Source organism: Streptococcus oralis Uo5 (genome assembly GCF_000253155.1).
GTDB classification, from domain to species: domain Bacteria; phylum Bacillota; class Bacilli; order Lactobacillales; family Streptococcaceae; genus Streptococcus; species Streptococcus oralis_L.
On sequence record NC_015291.1, the window covers coordinates 760419 to 773475 of the forward strand.

Here is a 13057-nt window from a genome sequence, read left to right on the forward strand (position 1 = left end):
GAAGAGATGAAACCGTCTATTTATAGTTTAACACGTCAAACCATGCAAGAATGGGTATTAGAACAGGGAGAAAAGAAATTCCGAGCAGATCAAATCTGGGAATGGCTCTACCGTAAACGTGTCCAGTCGTTTGAAGAAATGACCAACCTTTCCAAGGATTTGATTGCCAAACTCAATGACCAGTTTGTCGTAAATCCTTTGAAACAGCGGATCGTACAAGAGTCTGCTGACGGTACTGTTAAGTATCTTTTCGAGTTGCCAGATGGCATGTTGATTGAGACAGTACTCATGCGTCAACACTACGGTTTGTCAGTCTGTGTGACCACTCAGGTTGGCTGTAATATTGGCTGTACCTTCTGTGCATCAGGCTTGATCAAGAAACAACGCGACCTCAATAACGGGGAAATCGTAGCACAAATTATGCTGGTTCAGAAATACTTTGATGAACGTGGTCAGGATGAACGTGTCAGCCATATCGTTGTTATGGGAATTGGTGAACCATTTGATAATTACAACAATGTTTTGAATTTTGTCCGTACCATCAATGATGACAAGGGGATGGCTATCGGTGCTCGTCACATCACTGTTTCAACTTCAGGTTTGGCCCATAAAATTCGTGACTTTGCTAATGAAGGCGTACAGGTCAATCTGGCTGTGTCTCTTCACGCACCCAATAATGAATTGCGCTCAAGCATCATGAAGATCAACCGTGCCTTTCCGATTGAAAAGCTCTTTGCAGCTATTGAGTACTATATCGAAACAACCAATCGCCGTGTGACCTTTGAATATATCATGCTCAATGAAGTCAACGATGGTGTTGAACAAGCCTTGGAATTGGCTGAATTGCTCAAGAATATCAAGAAATTGTCTTATGTAAACTTGATTCCCTATAACCCAGTTAGTGAACATGACCAATATAGCCGTAGTCCTAAAGAGCGCGTGATGGCCTTCTACGATACACTCAAGAAAAAAGGGGTCAACTGTGTTGTCCGTCAAGAGCATGGTACAGATATTGATGCAGCTTGTGGACAATTACGCTCCAATACAATGAAACGTGACCGCCAGAAGGCAGTCGCAGCGGTAAATCCATAAAATGACTAAAAAAAGAGAATTAATCTTAAGATTGGGAGTGGCTGTTTACAGCCTATGCATTGTCTGTTTTTGCTTCACTCCCCAGCCTCAACTTCCTACAGGAGTGGAAACTCCAGGTATTCAAACTTTTGGACGCCTGGTTTTTCTTTTAACTCCCTTAAACTCCCTTTGGAATCTGGGTGAAGTGACCAGTTTGGGACAAGTCCTTTGGATCTTTTTGCAGAACATTTTAAATGTCTTCTTGCTCTTCCCTCTGGTCTTTCAACTGATCTATCTCTGTCCAAACTTGCGACAAACCAAAAAAATCCTATTTCTCAGTTTTCTTTTGAGCTTAGGAATTGAATGTACGCAACTAGTTTTGGATTTTTTATTCGACTTTAATCGGGTCTTTGAGATTGATGATTTGTGGACCAATACTCTGGGAGGCTATCTGGCTTGGGTCCTCTATAAAGGACTGCATAAAAATAAGATAAGGAATTAGAATGAGTATTTTAGAAGTTAAAAATTTGAGTCACGGTTTTGGTGATCGTGCAATTTTTGAAGATGTCTCCTTCCGTCTCCTCAAGGGAGAACATATCGGCTTAGTCGGTGCCAATGGTGAAGGAAAATCAACCTTTATGAGTATCGTGACTGGTAAGATGTTACCTGACGAAGGAAAGGTGGAGTGGTCTAAGTATGTGACTGCTGGCTATCTGGATCAGCATGCTGTGCTAAAGGAAGGTCAAACTGTGCGTGATGTCTTGCGTACAGCCTTTGATGAGCTATTTAAAGCAGAAACTCGTATCAATGAGCTCTATATGGAAATGGCAGAGGACGGAGCGGATATTGATGCACTGATGGAAGAAGTTGGCGAACTCCAAGACCGTTTGGAGAGTCGAGATTTCTATACTTTGGATGCTAAGATTGATGAAGTGGCGCGTGCCCTCGGTGTCATGGACTATGGTATAGATACAGACGTAACAGCCTTGTCAGGTGGACAAAGAACCAAGGTACTCTTGGCTAAACTTCTCCTTGAAAAGCCTGATATCTTGTTGCTGGACGAGCCAACCAACTACTTGGATGCCGAACACATTGACTGGCTCAAACGCTATCTCCAAAACTATGAGAATGCCTTTGTCTTGATTTCACATGATATTCCATTTTTGAATGATGTTATCAATATTGTCTATCATGTGGAAAATCAACAGTTGACGCGTTACTCTGGTGACTACTACCAGTTCCAAGAAGTTTATGCTATGAAGAAATCTCAGCTAGAGGCAGCCTATGAACGCCAGCAGAAAGAGATTGCAGACCTAAAGGACTTTGTTGCCCGAAACAAAGCGCGTGTTGCAACACGAAACATGGCCATGTCTCGTCAGAAGAAATTGGATAAGATGGATATCATCGAACTCCAAAGTGAGAAACCAAAACCATCCTTTGATTTCAAACCAGCTCGTACACCAGGGCGCTTTATCTTCCAAGCCAAGGACTTGCAGATTGGTTATGACCGTTCACTTACCAAACCCTTAAACCTCACCTTTGAACGCAATCAAAAGGTTGTCATTATTGGGGCAAATGGTATTGGGAAAACAACTCTCTTGAAGTCTCTCTTGGGGATTATTCCACCAATCGCTGGAGAAGTTGAACGTGGCGACTACCTTGAACTTGGTTACTTTGAACAAGAAGTAGAAGGTGGCAATCGTCAAACACCTCTAGAAGCGGTCTGGAACGCCTTTCCAGCACTCAATCAGGCAGAGGTTCGTGCAGCCCTTGCTCGTTGTGGTTTGACAACTAAGCATATCGAAAGCCAGATTCAGGTCTTATCAGGTGGGGAACAAGCCAAGGTGCGTTTCTGTCTCTTGATGAATCGAGAAAATAACGTCTTAGTGCTGGACGAGCCGACCAACCACCTAGATGTGGATGCTAAGGAAGAACTCAAACGGGCGCTTAAAGAATACAAAGGAAGCATTCTTATGGTTTGTCACGAACCAAACTTTTATGAAGGCTGGATGGACCAAATCTGGGACTTTAACAAGCTAACTTAAAAGCACTAAAAAGGCCAAGTCGAAATGACTTGGCTTTTTTGACTAGTAATTTAAAAAGCTTTCAACTTCAGATTTCTCAATTTCTTTACCGTAGTGGCAAATCGGACAAGAAACGAAATAAGTTTTACCATAAGGGAAGAGCGGAATCCAGTAAAGAGTAAACTTGCGTCCGGTTTCTGTAATTTCCCAAGCACCAACATTGTTACAATGGCCACATTCGATAGCAGTTTGCGTATGTCCCAAATCTTTCTGATAACCTTTAGAATCCCAAAACAGAATCATATCCTTATCTCCTTCTATTCAAATTGTTTATTTCTTGCTGAAGTCGTAGTCCTTGACCACTTCGATACTGTCAATGGTAATAGCAGTAGTTGGTTTGTCTTTCTCATCTTTTTCAGCCTTGGCAATCTTGTCAACAACATCCATGCCATCGATGACTTGACCAAAGACAGGGTGTTTGCCGTCTAGACTTGGATTTCCACCTTCTTTATAGGCTTCGATGATTTTCTTTGGATACTTGCTGGTAGGGAGTTTAGCAGAAATATCTGTTGAGTTCTGGTTGATGAAGAACTGGCTACCGTTGGTGTTTGGTTGACCAGTGTTAGCCATAGCAAGGGCTCCTCGGATATTGTATAGGTAAGGAGAGATTTCATTTTTAAAACCAGTTCCCTTGTCCTTTGTTTTATCCTTATCATGCCAGATAGATTGGCCCCCTGTACCATCTCCCTTAGGATCTCCAGTTTGGATCATAAAGCCATCGATGACACGGTGGAAGGTGATGCCGTTATAGTAGCCTTCCTTAGCGTGAGTAAGGAAGTTTTCAACTGCTAGTGGTGCTAGTTTTGGAAAGAGTTTAATGCGGATATCGCCTTGATTTGTGTGTAAAATAACCTCGGCTTCATCTTCGGCAACTTCCTTAGAAAGTTGAGGGAAGTTGGCATTTTCATTGGTCAAAGCGTCATTCAAATCCTTGGCAGCCTGAGCAGCTGCTTTTGAGCTTTCTTCAGCTGAGATACTGGAGTCGACATACTCATCACCACGGAGACCACGTTGGATACTAGTACATCCAGCAAGGGCTACAGTTGATAGTAAAAGAAGGGTTGCTAGTTTTTTCATTGTTAACCTCTCAAAAATTCATTTCTACCATTGTACCTTAAAAGGAGTTTGATTTCAAATGTAAAAGATTTTACTAAAAATTTCTAGTAGTTAAAAAAATTAAAACTCTGTCAAGTTTTTTTCTTGACACCTGTCAGAAATCTGCTATAATAGAACATGTGCTAAATAGCTTAGCTATTTCACCGAAATAAAAAAATAAGAAAAGAGACATTAAAAAATGGCAGTTAAAATCCGTTTGACTCGTATGGGTTCTAAGAAAAAACCTTTCTACCGTATCAATGTAGCAGACTCACGTTCACCACGTGACGGACGTTTCATCGAAACAGTTGGAACTTACAACCCACTTGTTGCTGAAAACCAAGTAACTTTGAAAGAAGACCGCGTTCTTGCATGGTTGGCTGATGGAGCTCAACCTTCAGATACAGTTCGCAACATCCTTTCAAAAGAAGGCGTATTGAAAAAATTCCACGATTCTAAATTCTCAAAATAAGTTTAAAGTAGGTTGACAGATGGATACGATTGAAAATCTCATTATTGCGATTGTGAAACCATTGATTTCACAACCTGATGCCTTAACTATCAAGATCGAAGATACACCAGAGTTTTTGGAGTATCACTTGGATCTTGACCAAAGCGATGTCGGTCGTGTTATCGGTCGTAAGGGTCGCACTATCTCAGCGATAAGAACGATTGTCTACTCTGTCCCAACTGAAGACAAGAAAGTAAGAATCGTTATCGATGAAAAATAAAAAAAGCGGGACAGATGTCTCGTTTTTTTGTGAGGAGGAGAAGATGAAGGATTTAACCTTTAGACAATTACAAGCTTACTTACTCGAACATTACCAACAGTCTCGAACTGAGGAAGGCCTCTTTATCAAGCTAGTGGAGGAAGTCGGAGAAGTAGCTGAGGTCTTGAATGGGCGCTCTGGTCGAAAAGAGGGTGTCCAGGACTCAAATGAGGAACTAGCCAAAGAACTAGCTGATATTATTCACTACACTGTCGCAATTGCGGCCATCAACGATATTGACCTAACCAAAACTATCTTTGATAAAGATAAAAAAGCGGCCATTAAGTACCAACATGAAAGAGATTTGGAAGGATTTTTGGAAAACTTCCAAGAAAACAAGGAGTAACCTCTTTTCACTGATATGAAAGATTTTTCCTAGCTTACGCTATCTTGTATAGAGAAATCAATGAAATTAGCAGATTATGCTATCAAAGTAAGGAATCTCCAAGAGGCAGACAGGCTAGAACTTGTAAGAAAAGAACGAGAAAAGCAGATCAGACTGGCTGAATCCTTTTTAGCTAATGTAATAGATAAACGGTGAAAGAAGGAATAAAATACCAATCCTAGAAATAGCATCTAGGATTTTACTATGCTACAATGGAAAGGCAGTCTCAAAGAATTCTAGTCAATCAATCTTGAGAATAGCTATTTTTAAAGGGAGTAACCATCTATGAACGAGAAAACAAAAGCTTACCTAGCAGCCTTATCCTTTTCAGCGATCATTGGATTTTCTTTTTTATTTACTAAGATTGCTTTGGGCTATGCCAGTCCTCTCACCAACTTAGCACATCGCTATACAATCGCTGCTCTGGTATTGGCCATCCTTCATCAAACAAAACTTATCAATGTGAGTTTAAGTAGAAAAGATATTCTTTCTATTCTGCCTATGAGTCTTTTCTATCCAATCCTCTTTTTTATTTTCCAATCCTTTGCTTTACAGTATATATCGTCTTCTGAAGCGGGAATTTTACAGGCTCTTGTCCCGATTTTTACTCTCTTTTTGGCATCGGTCTTTCTCAAGGAAAAGACAAGTTTGCTGCAAAAGTTCTTTTTAATTTTATCCGTAGCAGGAGTAGTTTTCATCTTCCTTAGCAAAGGAGCGAACTTTAGCACGGAAACTGCTAGCTTGGGCTTTCTCTTGATGTTGGGATCCGTTCTTGCCAATGCGATAAACAATATCCTCAGCAAGGCTAAAGGAGGTCGCTATCGGGCCATGGATATGACAGTTGTTGTGATATTTGTTGGCTTCGTCACCTTTAATACGTTGAGTCTGACCTCTCACTATCTAGAGGGGAACATATTATCTTACTTTGGGCCACTTGGACAGGTACCCTATCTGCTTTCCATCCTCTATTTGGGAATACTAGCCTCTATCGTGACTGGTAGTCTCTCTATCTATGCTATTGTTCGCCTCGGGGCATCAACCGTCAGTGTCTTTGGCAATCTTGGAACAGTTTTGACCATTCTAGCTGGGGCTCTTATCCTCCACGAACCAATTTATAGTTACCATGTGATAGGAGCTGCTCTGATTATTACTGGAATTTTAGGCATGAATCTGATGAGAAAAAAGTAAAGATTGCTTAGCAGTCTTTTTCTTTATCTAAATGATGCAGAAAATTCAAAATTTTTAATGAAATTAAGTTTAGAAAACGACGATTTTAATATAGCATGATAAAATAGATACAAAGAATGATATCAGGATAAAGAGGAGCGAATGTAGAAATGAAGCCAAATGATATTGCTGAAGCTATTGCTTTTTATAACAGAAAATCCGAGGTGTTGGAACGTCACCTTATAGCAGTCGTAGATTGTGATTTGGTTGTTTATCATCGTCTTGGAAACGCAAGTAAAGGGCATATTATTTTTTATCATGGAGCTTGTGGCTGTAGTCAGATGTGGGCCCACCAATATGATGCCTTTGATGGATTTGACCTTTACTTTGTAAATGTTAGAGGGCAGGGTGAATCACCTATGAAAGTTGGCCTACCCGACTTAGAAGGCGCTGTTCAAGATGTAGATGCTATTTTATCCTATTTTCAGCTAGATAAGGTGATATTGGTCGGTCATTCTTGGGGAGGAAATCCACTTCAAGAGTATACCTATCGCCATCCAGAAAGAGTCCTAGCCTTGGTCATGGTAGATAGTTGGGGACAGCATCGTTACCTATCAGAGAAAGAAAGAGGTCGAATCAAATATAGTTCTCTTATGTACAAGACGATTCCTTGGAAGGTGATTGCTGATAAAAATTCAAAAATGTGTACTGATAACCCTATCACAAGAGAATTGGTCAAGACGGCAATTATAGAAACTGGGCGAGATGTTTTCTTGAACCTTGGAATTACAGGTTTCTTGGCAGTCCATGAGATAGAAGGATATAAAGGAAATCCTCCAATGCTATTAGTAAGAGGCGAAAATGATTTTCCCAAACACCTAAAAATAATCTATGATGGTATCATTGTTCTAAATCCCAATGCGCGTCAAGTAACGATTTCAGACAGCAAACACCAACCGATGAATGACCATCCTAAAGAGTTTAATCAGATAGTTGGTGATTTTTTTGAAGAAGTAGTAGCCTTGTAAGATAGGATCTATCCAACTTGTGAAAATCCCTGGAACGTGATAAAATAAAGGATAGAAATAGATACAGGAGACAAGATGAACTACTTTAATGTTGGGAAAATCGTCAATACGCAGGGTCTGCAGGGTGAGATGCGAGTCTTGTCTGTGACGGATTTTGCAGAAGATCGATTTAAAAAGGGAGCAGAGCTGGCTTTATTCGATGAAAAAGATCAGTTTGTCCAAACAGTGACCATTGCTAGCCACCGTAAGCATAAGAACTTTGACATTATCAAATTCAAAGACATGTACCATATCAATGCAATTGAAAAGTACAAGGGTTATAGCCTCAAGGTCGCTGAGGAAGATTTGAACTCTTTAGATGATGGTGAATTCTATTATCATGAGATTATCGGTTTGGAAGTTTACGAGGGAGACAACTTGATTGGAACTATCAAGGAAATCCTACAACCGGGAGCCAACGATGTCTGGGTGGTCAAGCGAAAAGGCAAGCGTGATTTGCTTTTACCTTACATTCCGCCAGTAGTTCTCAATGTTGATATTCCAAACAAGCGGGTTGATGTGGACATCTTAGAAGGGTTAGATGATGAAGATTGATATTTTAACCCTCTTTCCGGAGATGTTTTCTCCGCTGGAACACTCGATTGTTGGGAAGGCTCGAGAAAAAGGGCTCTTGGATATCCAGTATCATAATTTCAGAGAATACGCTGAAAAGGCCCGTCATGTTGACGACGAGCCCTACGGAGGCGGTCAGGGGATGTTACTCCGGGCTCAACCTATTTTCGATGCCTTTGATGCTATTGAAAAGAAAAATCCCCGTGTCATTCTTCTTGATCCTGCAGGTAAACAGTTCGATCAGGCTTACGCTGAGGATTTGGCTCAGGAAGAGGAACTGATCTTTATCTGTGGTCACTATGAAGGGTATGACGAGCGTATCAAGACCTTGGTAACCGATGAAATTTCCCTAGGAGACTATGTTTTGACTGGAGGAGAATTGGCGGCCATGACCATGATTGACGCGACCGTGCGCTTGATACCAGAAGTGATTGGTAAGGAGTCTAGCCACCAGGATGATAGCTTTTCTTCAGGTCTTCTCGAATACCCTCAGTACACACGTCCTTATGACTATCGTGGCATGGTGGTTCCAGATGTGCTCATGAGTGGGCACCATGAAAAGATTCGCCAGTGGCGGCTGTATGAGAGTCTAAAGAAAACCTACGAGCGCAGACCTGACCTGCTAGAAAACTATCAACTAACAGCCGAAGAAGAAAAGATGCTGGCTGAAATCAAAGAAAACAAAGAATAAAGGAGAACTTTATGCAAGTAATCAAACGTAATGGAGAAATTGCTGAATTTGATCCAGATAAAATTTACCAAGCTGTTCTAAAAGCAGCCCAAACAGTTTATGTTTTGACTGATGACCTACGTCAAAACTTAGCTCAAGTTACTAAAAAAGTCGTTTTGGACTTGGAAGAAGCAAAAGTAGAACGTGCCACTATCAGCATGATCCAGTCAATGGTTGAGCACCGCTTGCTTGGAGCTGGCTACATTACAATCGCAGAACACTATATCTCTTATCGCTTGCAACGCGATTTGGAGAGAAGTGGTTATGGCGACCATATCGCAGTTCACCTTCATTTTGAACAAATCCGTTAAGAAAAAGAGTGGGATGCAAAGAACATCTCACTCTTTCTTAAATAGGCTTTTCTGAGCTTTTTGTACAGTTGAGGGAACAAAACGAAGTCGTTTAATATCACTAATACGAATGATTCGGGTCACGTTTTTTGAAAAATTTTTGACGATGATTTGTTGGCGGTTAGCATCGTGTTTGACAATATCACCCGTAAAACTTGTCTCAGCAAGTATGACATGAATAGCCGACTTTTTCTGGATGGCTTGTTCAATCATAGCAGTGAGGGAGTTGTCCTCGATTTGACGATGATCATCATTCCCATTGAGAAAACCATGTAGTTTATCTAGAACTAGTTTGAATGTCTGTCTCATAGAATCCTCCCTTCTTATATATCCACATTATATAAAATTTTCCTAAAAACCACAAGATTTTTACGAATAGACTATAGAAAGCATATCACATAAAGGAGTTAAAATGGCAGAATTTACATTTGAGATAGAAGAACACTTGCTCACCTTGTCTGAAAATGACAAAGGATGGACAAAAGAACTAAATAGAGTCAGCTTTAATGGAGCACCAGCAAAGTTTGATATTCGAACTTGGAGCCCCGACCATACCAAAATGGGCAAAGGAATCACGCTTTCCAATGAAGAATTTCAGGTAATGGTCGATGCCTTTAAAGGGGGACAATAAAAAGAATCTTGAGTGCAACTCAAGATTCTTTTTTTAGGACACAATATAGTCACAGAGAGAAGTCTTAGACAATTGAATGAAAGTCTCTCTATACTCTTCAGGTGGAATTGGATTATCTTTACGAATCCAGACTTCAATGAAAGAGATTGCCATGGTTGTAATGATATAAGCGATGTCCTCTTTATTAAAATTATATTTCAGTTGGTAATTGACATTCTTTAGTACCCACTCTGAGTATGTTCCACGCAGAAATTCCTTCCAACATGGGTCGGCTTGTGTAGTATACAAGGTGTTAACAACTTCCCTTTTTTCGTATATGAGAGGAAGTATATGGTCTGCTAAAAAGCTGATAGGATCTCCATCATTGCTAGGGCAGTACTTATTAAAGACGTTAAAAATGTCCTGATTGGTCTCTTCGTGAATGTATTCGATAATATCTTCAAAGTTGTTAAAATGCTTTTGATAAATCGCTTGTCGTGAAATACCAGCTTCAGCAGCAATTTCAGTCATTGTAAAAGAACTACGTTGAGGATTTTTCTTAGCTAGTGTGATGAGAGCTTTAATGATTAGCTCACGAGTATTCTTTGCCATAGAATTACCTTTCTGTTTATAATTATTTACAGTTATTTTTGAATGAAGAAAAATCAGAATGTTCAAGTTAATATGAACAATCAATGAACATTAAATTTTCTGAATCTTTTAGGTAGCTCTATTGTATCACAAATAATTTATAAAATATAGCTCTATCAGTGAAAATGCGTTTTCTGAAAAGTATACAATTGCTAAGCATCCAAAATCAATGGAAGCTTATTTGGTTTGAATCAATTAGAATACTTTTCTACTTTGCATATCGTGAATAACTATAATTTGAAGAATAAAACGATTAATATTCATACCGGTATAAGAATAGTCAAGTAGCTAAATAGTGTACAGTTGATTCTTAGAATGGAAATAGTCCAGAACAATGGTTCTGGACTATTCTTTTATCTTGAAAAATATGGAAGGCTTTTCAATCTTTCGAGTAGGGGACGACTAATGAAACTAATGGCAATAACCTTACCAAGATCAGGGAGGATAAAGGGAAGGACACCGACAGCTAGTGCCTTATCGAATGGCATACCAGCAAGGAAGTGGAGGCTGAGAATTCCCCCGACAAAGACGAGGGAGTCACCCAAGAGGTTGGCTAGGAAAATGCGAATGTAGCCACTATTTTGATGGATGAGATAAGATGTAAGTCCAGCATAGACAAGATCGAACCAAAGATAGCCTGCGCTTGGGCCGACTAAAACGTGAAATCCAGCTCCTCCCCCTGCAAAAACAGGTAAACCAATGGCACCCAGCAAGAGATAGAGAGCTACAGATAGGACGGCTTCCCTAGGTCTAAAAACAGTAGCAATCAGACCGATTGCAAAGTTTTGCAAAGTGAAAGGTACAGGACCGATAGGGAGACTGATTTGTGCCAATACGGCGATGAGAGCAGCACCGATAGCAGGGATAGCATAGATATGAGCTTTTTTCAAAACTGTTAACCTCTTTTCAAAATTATAGTAACTATTATACTAATCTAGAAAGAAAAGTCAACCTATTTTTGAAATTAAGGTAACAATTTTGTAACAGCCGATTTTACAAGTAAAAAGAGACCTCAAGAGGTCTCTTGTGATAATTAGCGCATGGTTACAAATTCTTCTGAAGCGGTTGGGTGGATAGCTACTGTAGTATCAAAGTCTGCCTTGGTAGCTCCCATCTTGATGGCAACAGCGAATCCTTGAATCATCTCATCCACTCCATAACCAAGTCCGTGAAGTCCAACAACTTTTTCGTCAGCACCGGCGGTGATGAGTTTGAAGCGAGATTCTTGACGATGGTTTGTAACGGCTGAGTACATAGATGCAAAGCTTGACTTGTAGACTTTGATGTTATCTTGGCCGTATTCTTTGATAGCTTGATCTTCAGTTAAACCGACTGTTCCGATTGCTGGGTGGGAGAAGACAACAGTAGGGATAGTCGTGTAGTCCATCTTAGCATTTGTTTTCCCGTTAAAGAGACGTTCAGATAGGGTACGTCCAGCCTTGATGGCTACTGGAGTTAGTTCCTTCTCACCAGTGACGTCTCCGAGGGCATAGATGCCATCTACAACTGTATTTTGATACTCATCCACTTGGATAAACCCACGTTCGTTGAGTGTAACTCCAGCCTTTTCTAACTCCAGTCCGTCTACATTTGGACGGCGGCCGGTAGCCCAGATAACTTGGCTGGCAGTGTGATTAGAACCATCTTCAAAATGAATGGTAATACCTTGCTCTGATTCTTCTAGTTTGACGGGTACCTTATGGGTGTGCAAAGGAAGGCCTGTTTTTTCCATTTCATTGACAAGACCTTCAACGATGTAGCTGTCAAAACCACGCAAGGGACGATCGCGACGGACAAACAAGTCCGTTTTTACTCCTAGCGCGTGGAGAACACCTGCTAATTCAACGGCGATATAGCCAGCTCCAAGAATCGCAACGGAGTCAGGAAGTTGTTCCCAAGCAAAGACATCGTCTGAGCTACCACCGAGTTCAGCTCCAGGAATAGTTGGAATGCTTGGACGAGCGCCAGTCGCAATCACGATATGTTTGGCACGAATCAATTCACCATTAACGCTGACTGTATGAGCATCAACGAAATGAGCACGACCTTCAATCAAATCAACACCGTTGCGCTTGAAACTTCCATCATAAGATGAGCGGGCACGATCGATGTAGGCTTCACGATTTTGACGAAGTTTAGCAAAATCAAATTGAACATCTGAACTTGTAAAACCATAGTCAGGGCCGTAGTGGTGGAAGCTTTCAGCGATTTGCGCTCCATACCACATGATTTTCTTAGGAACACAGCCGACATTGACGCAGGTTCCACCTAATTTTTTCTCCTCGATAACAGCTGCTTTAGCACCGTGTTCGCCAGCGCGGTTCATAGTGGCAATGCCGCCGCTTCCTCCACCGATAGCGATGATATCATATTCTCTCATAGAAAACTCCTTATAGCTTTGATAGTCATATTCTATCGTTTTTATTTTTTGAATGCAAAAATCTGCTACGGTAAAAAAATTATAAAAACTCTTGCCAAATTCAAAAAGATATTGTATTATATAT

The 13057-nt window shown here is 40.6% G+C and carries 18 protein-coding genes and 1 pseudogene; 13 read left to right on the forward strand and 6 right to left on the reverse strand.

Going from position 1 to position 13057, the window contains the following annotated elements:
• Positions 1–6 precede the first annotated feature (6 nt).
• The 3 genes from rlmN to SOR_RS03845 are packed head-to-tail and all read left to right on the forward strand — an operon-like array spanning position 7 to position 3116.
• Positions 7–1092, forward strand: coding sequence for a dual-specificity RNA methyltransferase RlmN (gene rlmN, locus SOR_RS03835; RefSeq protein ID WP_000804762.1), 1086 nt, complete (start codon positions 7–9; stop codon positions 1090–1092).
• A gap of 1 nt (position 1093) precedes the next feature.
• Complete coding sequence (locus tag SOR_RS03840; RefSeq protein ID WP_000163107.1) at positions 1094–1573, forward strand: VanZ family protein; 480 nt, start codon at positions 1094–1096, stop codon at positions 1571–1573.
• A gap of 1 nt (position 1574) precedes the next feature.
• Entirely contained in the window at positions 1575–3116 is a 1542-nt protein-coding gene (locus tag SOR_RS03845) for an ABC-F family ATP-binding cassette domain-containing protein (RefSeq protein WP_000025369.1), read from the forward strand.
• Between the two features lie 42 nt (positions 3117–3158).
• Here SOR_RS03845 and SOR_RS03850 read toward each other — a convergent pair whose 3' ends face one another.
• Together SOR_RS03850 and SOR_RS03855 are read right to left on the reverse strand one after the other, a co-directional pair.
• Positions 3159–3398, reverse strand: a complete 240-nt coding sequence (locus SOR_RS03850) for a zinc-ribbon domain-containing protein (protein ID WP_000600211.1) — start codon at positions 3396–3398, stop codon at positions 3159–3161.
• 27 nt (positions 3399–3425) lie between these two features.
• Entirely contained in the window at positions 3426–4232 is an 807-nt protein-coding gene (locus tag SOR_RS03855; protein WP_000731935.1) for a peptidylprolyl isomerase, read from the reverse strand.
• Between the two features lie 217 nt (positions 4233–4449).
• Here SOR_RS03855 and rpsP point away from each other — a divergent pair, with 217 nt between their 5' ends.
• The 9 genes and pseudogenes from rpsP (at position 4450) to SOR_RS03895 (ending at position 9253) form a co-directional block, all read left to right on the forward strand.
• Complete coding sequence (rpsP, locus tag SOR_RS03860; protein ID WP_000268760.1) at positions 4450–4722, forward strand: 30S ribosomal protein S16; 273 nt, start codon at positions 4450–4452, stop codon at positions 4720–4722.
• A gap of 19 nt (positions 4723–4741) precedes the next feature.
• Positions 4742–4981: an RNA-binding protein KphA gene (kphA, locus tag SOR_RS03865; protein ID WP_000379617.1), complete on the forward strand. Its 240-nt coding sequence runs from the start codon at positions 4742–4744 to the stop codon at positions 4979–4981.
• Between the two features lie 43 nt (positions 4982–5024).
• Entirely contained in the window at positions 5025–5366 is a 342-nt protein-coding gene (locus SOR_RS03870; protein WP_000654121.1) for a MazG nucleotide pyrophosphohydrolase domain-containing protein, read from the forward strand.
• Positions 5367–5435: 69 nt separating this feature from the next.
• A pseudogene (locus SOR_RS10390) lies at positions 5436–5561 on the forward strand (putative immunity protein); the annotation flags it as partial.
• A 129-nt stretch (positions 5562–5690) separates the two neighbouring features.
• Positions 5691–6593, forward strand: a complete 903-nt coding sequence (locus SOR_RS03875; RefSeq protein ID WP_001003365.1) for a DMT family transporter — start codon at positions 5691–5693, stop codon at positions 6591–6593.
• A 149-nt stretch (positions 6594–6742) separates the two neighbouring features.
• On the forward strand, positions 6743–7600 hold the full coding sequence (locus SOR_RS03880) for an alpha/beta fold hydrolase (RefSeq protein ID WP_000803910.1): 858 nt from the start codon (positions 6743–6745) through the stop codon (positions 7598–7600).
• A 75-nt stretch (positions 7601–7675) separates the two neighbouring features.
• The gene (gene rimM / locus SOR_RS03885; RefSeq protein ID WP_001105874.1) at positions 7676–8194 is read left to right on the forward strand and encodes a ribosome maturation factor RimM; all 519 of its coding nucleotides are present in this window, start codon (positions 7676–7678) and stop codon (positions 8192–8194) included.
• Positions 8184–8903, forward strand: coding sequence for a tRNA (guanosine(37)-N1)-methyltransferase TrmD (gene trmD / locus SOR_RS03890; RefSeq protein ID WP_002882191.1), 720 nt, complete (start codon positions 8184–8186; stop codon positions 8901–8903). Before rimM ends, trmD begins: the two co-directional genes overlap by 11 nt.
• A gap of 11 nt (positions 8904–8914) precedes the next feature.
• Complete coding sequence (locus tag SOR_RS03895; protein ID WP_001196045.1) at positions 8915–9253, forward strand: ATP cone domain-containing protein; 339 nt, start codon at positions 8915–8917, stop codon at positions 9251–9253.
• Positions 9254–9280: 27 nt separating this feature from the next.
• On the opposite strand, the gene SOR_RS03900 is transcribed toward SOR_RS03895, so the two are convergent.
• Positions 9281–9601, reverse strand: a complete 321-nt coding sequence (locus SOR_RS03900) for a eukaryotic translation initiation factor 4 gamma (RefSeq protein ID WP_001250032.1) — start codon at positions 9599–9601, stop codon at positions 9281–9283.
• A gap of 103 nt (positions 9602–9704) precedes the next feature.
• On the opposite strand from SOR_RS03900, the gene SOR_RS03905 reads away from it, so the two are divergent.
• The gene (locus SOR_RS03905; RefSeq protein ID WP_000807420.1) at positions 9705–9923 is read left to right on the forward strand and encodes a YdbC family protein; all 219 of its coding nucleotides are present in this window, start codon (positions 9705–9707) and stop codon (positions 9921–9923) included.
• Positions 9924–9956: 33 nt separating this feature from the next.
• On the opposite strand, the gene SOR_RS03910 is transcribed toward SOR_RS03905, so the two are convergent.
• From SOR_RS03910 to gor, 3 genes are all read right to left on the reverse strand, one after another.
• The gene (locus SOR_RS03910) at positions 9957–10514 is read right to left on the reverse strand and encodes a TetR/AcrR family transcriptional regulator (RefSeq protein ID WP_001107628.1); all 558 of its coding nucleotides are present in this window, start codon (positions 10512–10514) and stop codon (positions 9957–9959) included.
• 392 nt (positions 10515–10906) lie between these two features.
• Positions 10907–11443, reverse strand: a complete 537-nt coding sequence (locus SOR_RS03915) for a biotin transporter BioY (protein WP_000709018.1) — start codon at positions 11441–11443, stop codon at positions 10907–10909.
• Positions 11444–11586: 143 nt separating this feature from the next.
• Positions 11587–12933: a glutathione-disulfide reductase gene (gene gor, locus SOR_RS03920; protein WP_001209554.1), complete on the reverse strand. Its 1347-nt coding sequence runs from the start codon at positions 12931–12933 to the stop codon at positions 11587–11589.
• Positions 12934–13057: the final 124 nt, after the last annotated feature.

Bases quoted from the DNA above. Each gene is read 5' to 3' on its own strand.
- SOR_RS03855 (WP_000731935.1), bottom strand. From the start codon at position 4,232: ATGAAAAAACTAGCAACCCTTCTTTTACTATCAACTGTAGCCCTTGCT.
- trmD (WP_002882191.1), top strand. From the start codon at position 8,184: ATGAAGATTGATATTTTAACCCTCTTTCCGGAGATGTTTTCTCCGCTG.
- SOR_RS03895 (WP_001196045.1), top strand. From the start codon at position 8,915: ATGCAAGTAATCAAACGTAATGGAGAAATTGCTGAATTTGATCCAGAT.
- gor (WP_001209554.1), bottom strand. From the start codon at position 12,933: ATGAGAGAATATGATATCATCGCTATCGGTGGAGGAAGCGGCGGCATT.
- SOR_RS03875 (WP_001003365.1), top strand. From the start codon at position 5,691: ATGAACGAGAAAACAAAAGCTTACCTAGCAGCCTTATCCTTTTCAGCG.
- SOR_RS03845 (WP_000025369.1), top strand. From the start codon at position 1,575: ATGAGTATTTTAGAAGTTAAAAATTTGAGTCACGGTTTTGGTGATCGT.
- SOR_RS03850 (WP_000600211.1), bottom strand. From the start codon at position 3,398: ATGATTCTGTTTTGGGATTCTAAAGGTTATCAGAAAGATTTGGGACAT.
- rpsP (WP_000268760.1), top strand. From the start codon at position 4,450: ATGGCAGTTAAAATCCGTTTGACTCGTATGGGTTCTAAGAAAAAACCT.
- SOR_RS03840 (WP_000163107.1), top strand. From the start codon at position 1,094: ATGACTAAAAAAAGAGAATTAATCTTAAGATTGGGAGTGGCTGTTTAC.
- rlmN (WP_000804762.1), top strand. From the start codon at position 7: ATGAAACCGTCTATTTATAGTTTAACACGTCAAACCATGCAAGAATGG.
- SOR_RS03905 (WP_000807420.1), top strand. From the start codon at position 9,705: ATGGCAGAATTTACATTTGAGATAGAAGAACACTTGCTCACCTTGTCT.
- SOR_RS03870 (WP_000654121.1), top strand. From the start codon at position 5,025: ATGAAGGATTTAACCTTTAGACAATTACAAGCTTACTTACTCGAACAT.
- SOR_RS03900 (WP_001250032.1), bottom strand. From the start codon at position 9,601: ATGAGACAGACATTCAAACTAGTTCTAGATAAACTACATGGTTTTCTC.
- SOR_RS03880 (WP_000803910.1), top strand. From the start codon at position 6,743: ATGAAGCCAAATGATATTGCTGAAGCTATTGCTTTTTATAACAGAAAA.
- rimM (WP_001105874.1), top strand. From the start codon at position 7,676: ATGAACTACTTTAATGTTGGGAAAATCGTCAATACGCAGGGTCTGCAG.
- SOR_RS03910 (WP_001107628.1), bottom strand. From the start codon at position 10,514: ATGGCAAAGAATACTCGTGAGCTAATCATTAAAGCTCTCATCACACTA.
- kphA (WP_000379617.1), top strand. From the start codon at position 4,742: ATGGATACGATTGAAAATCTCATTATTGCGATTGTGAAACCATTGATT.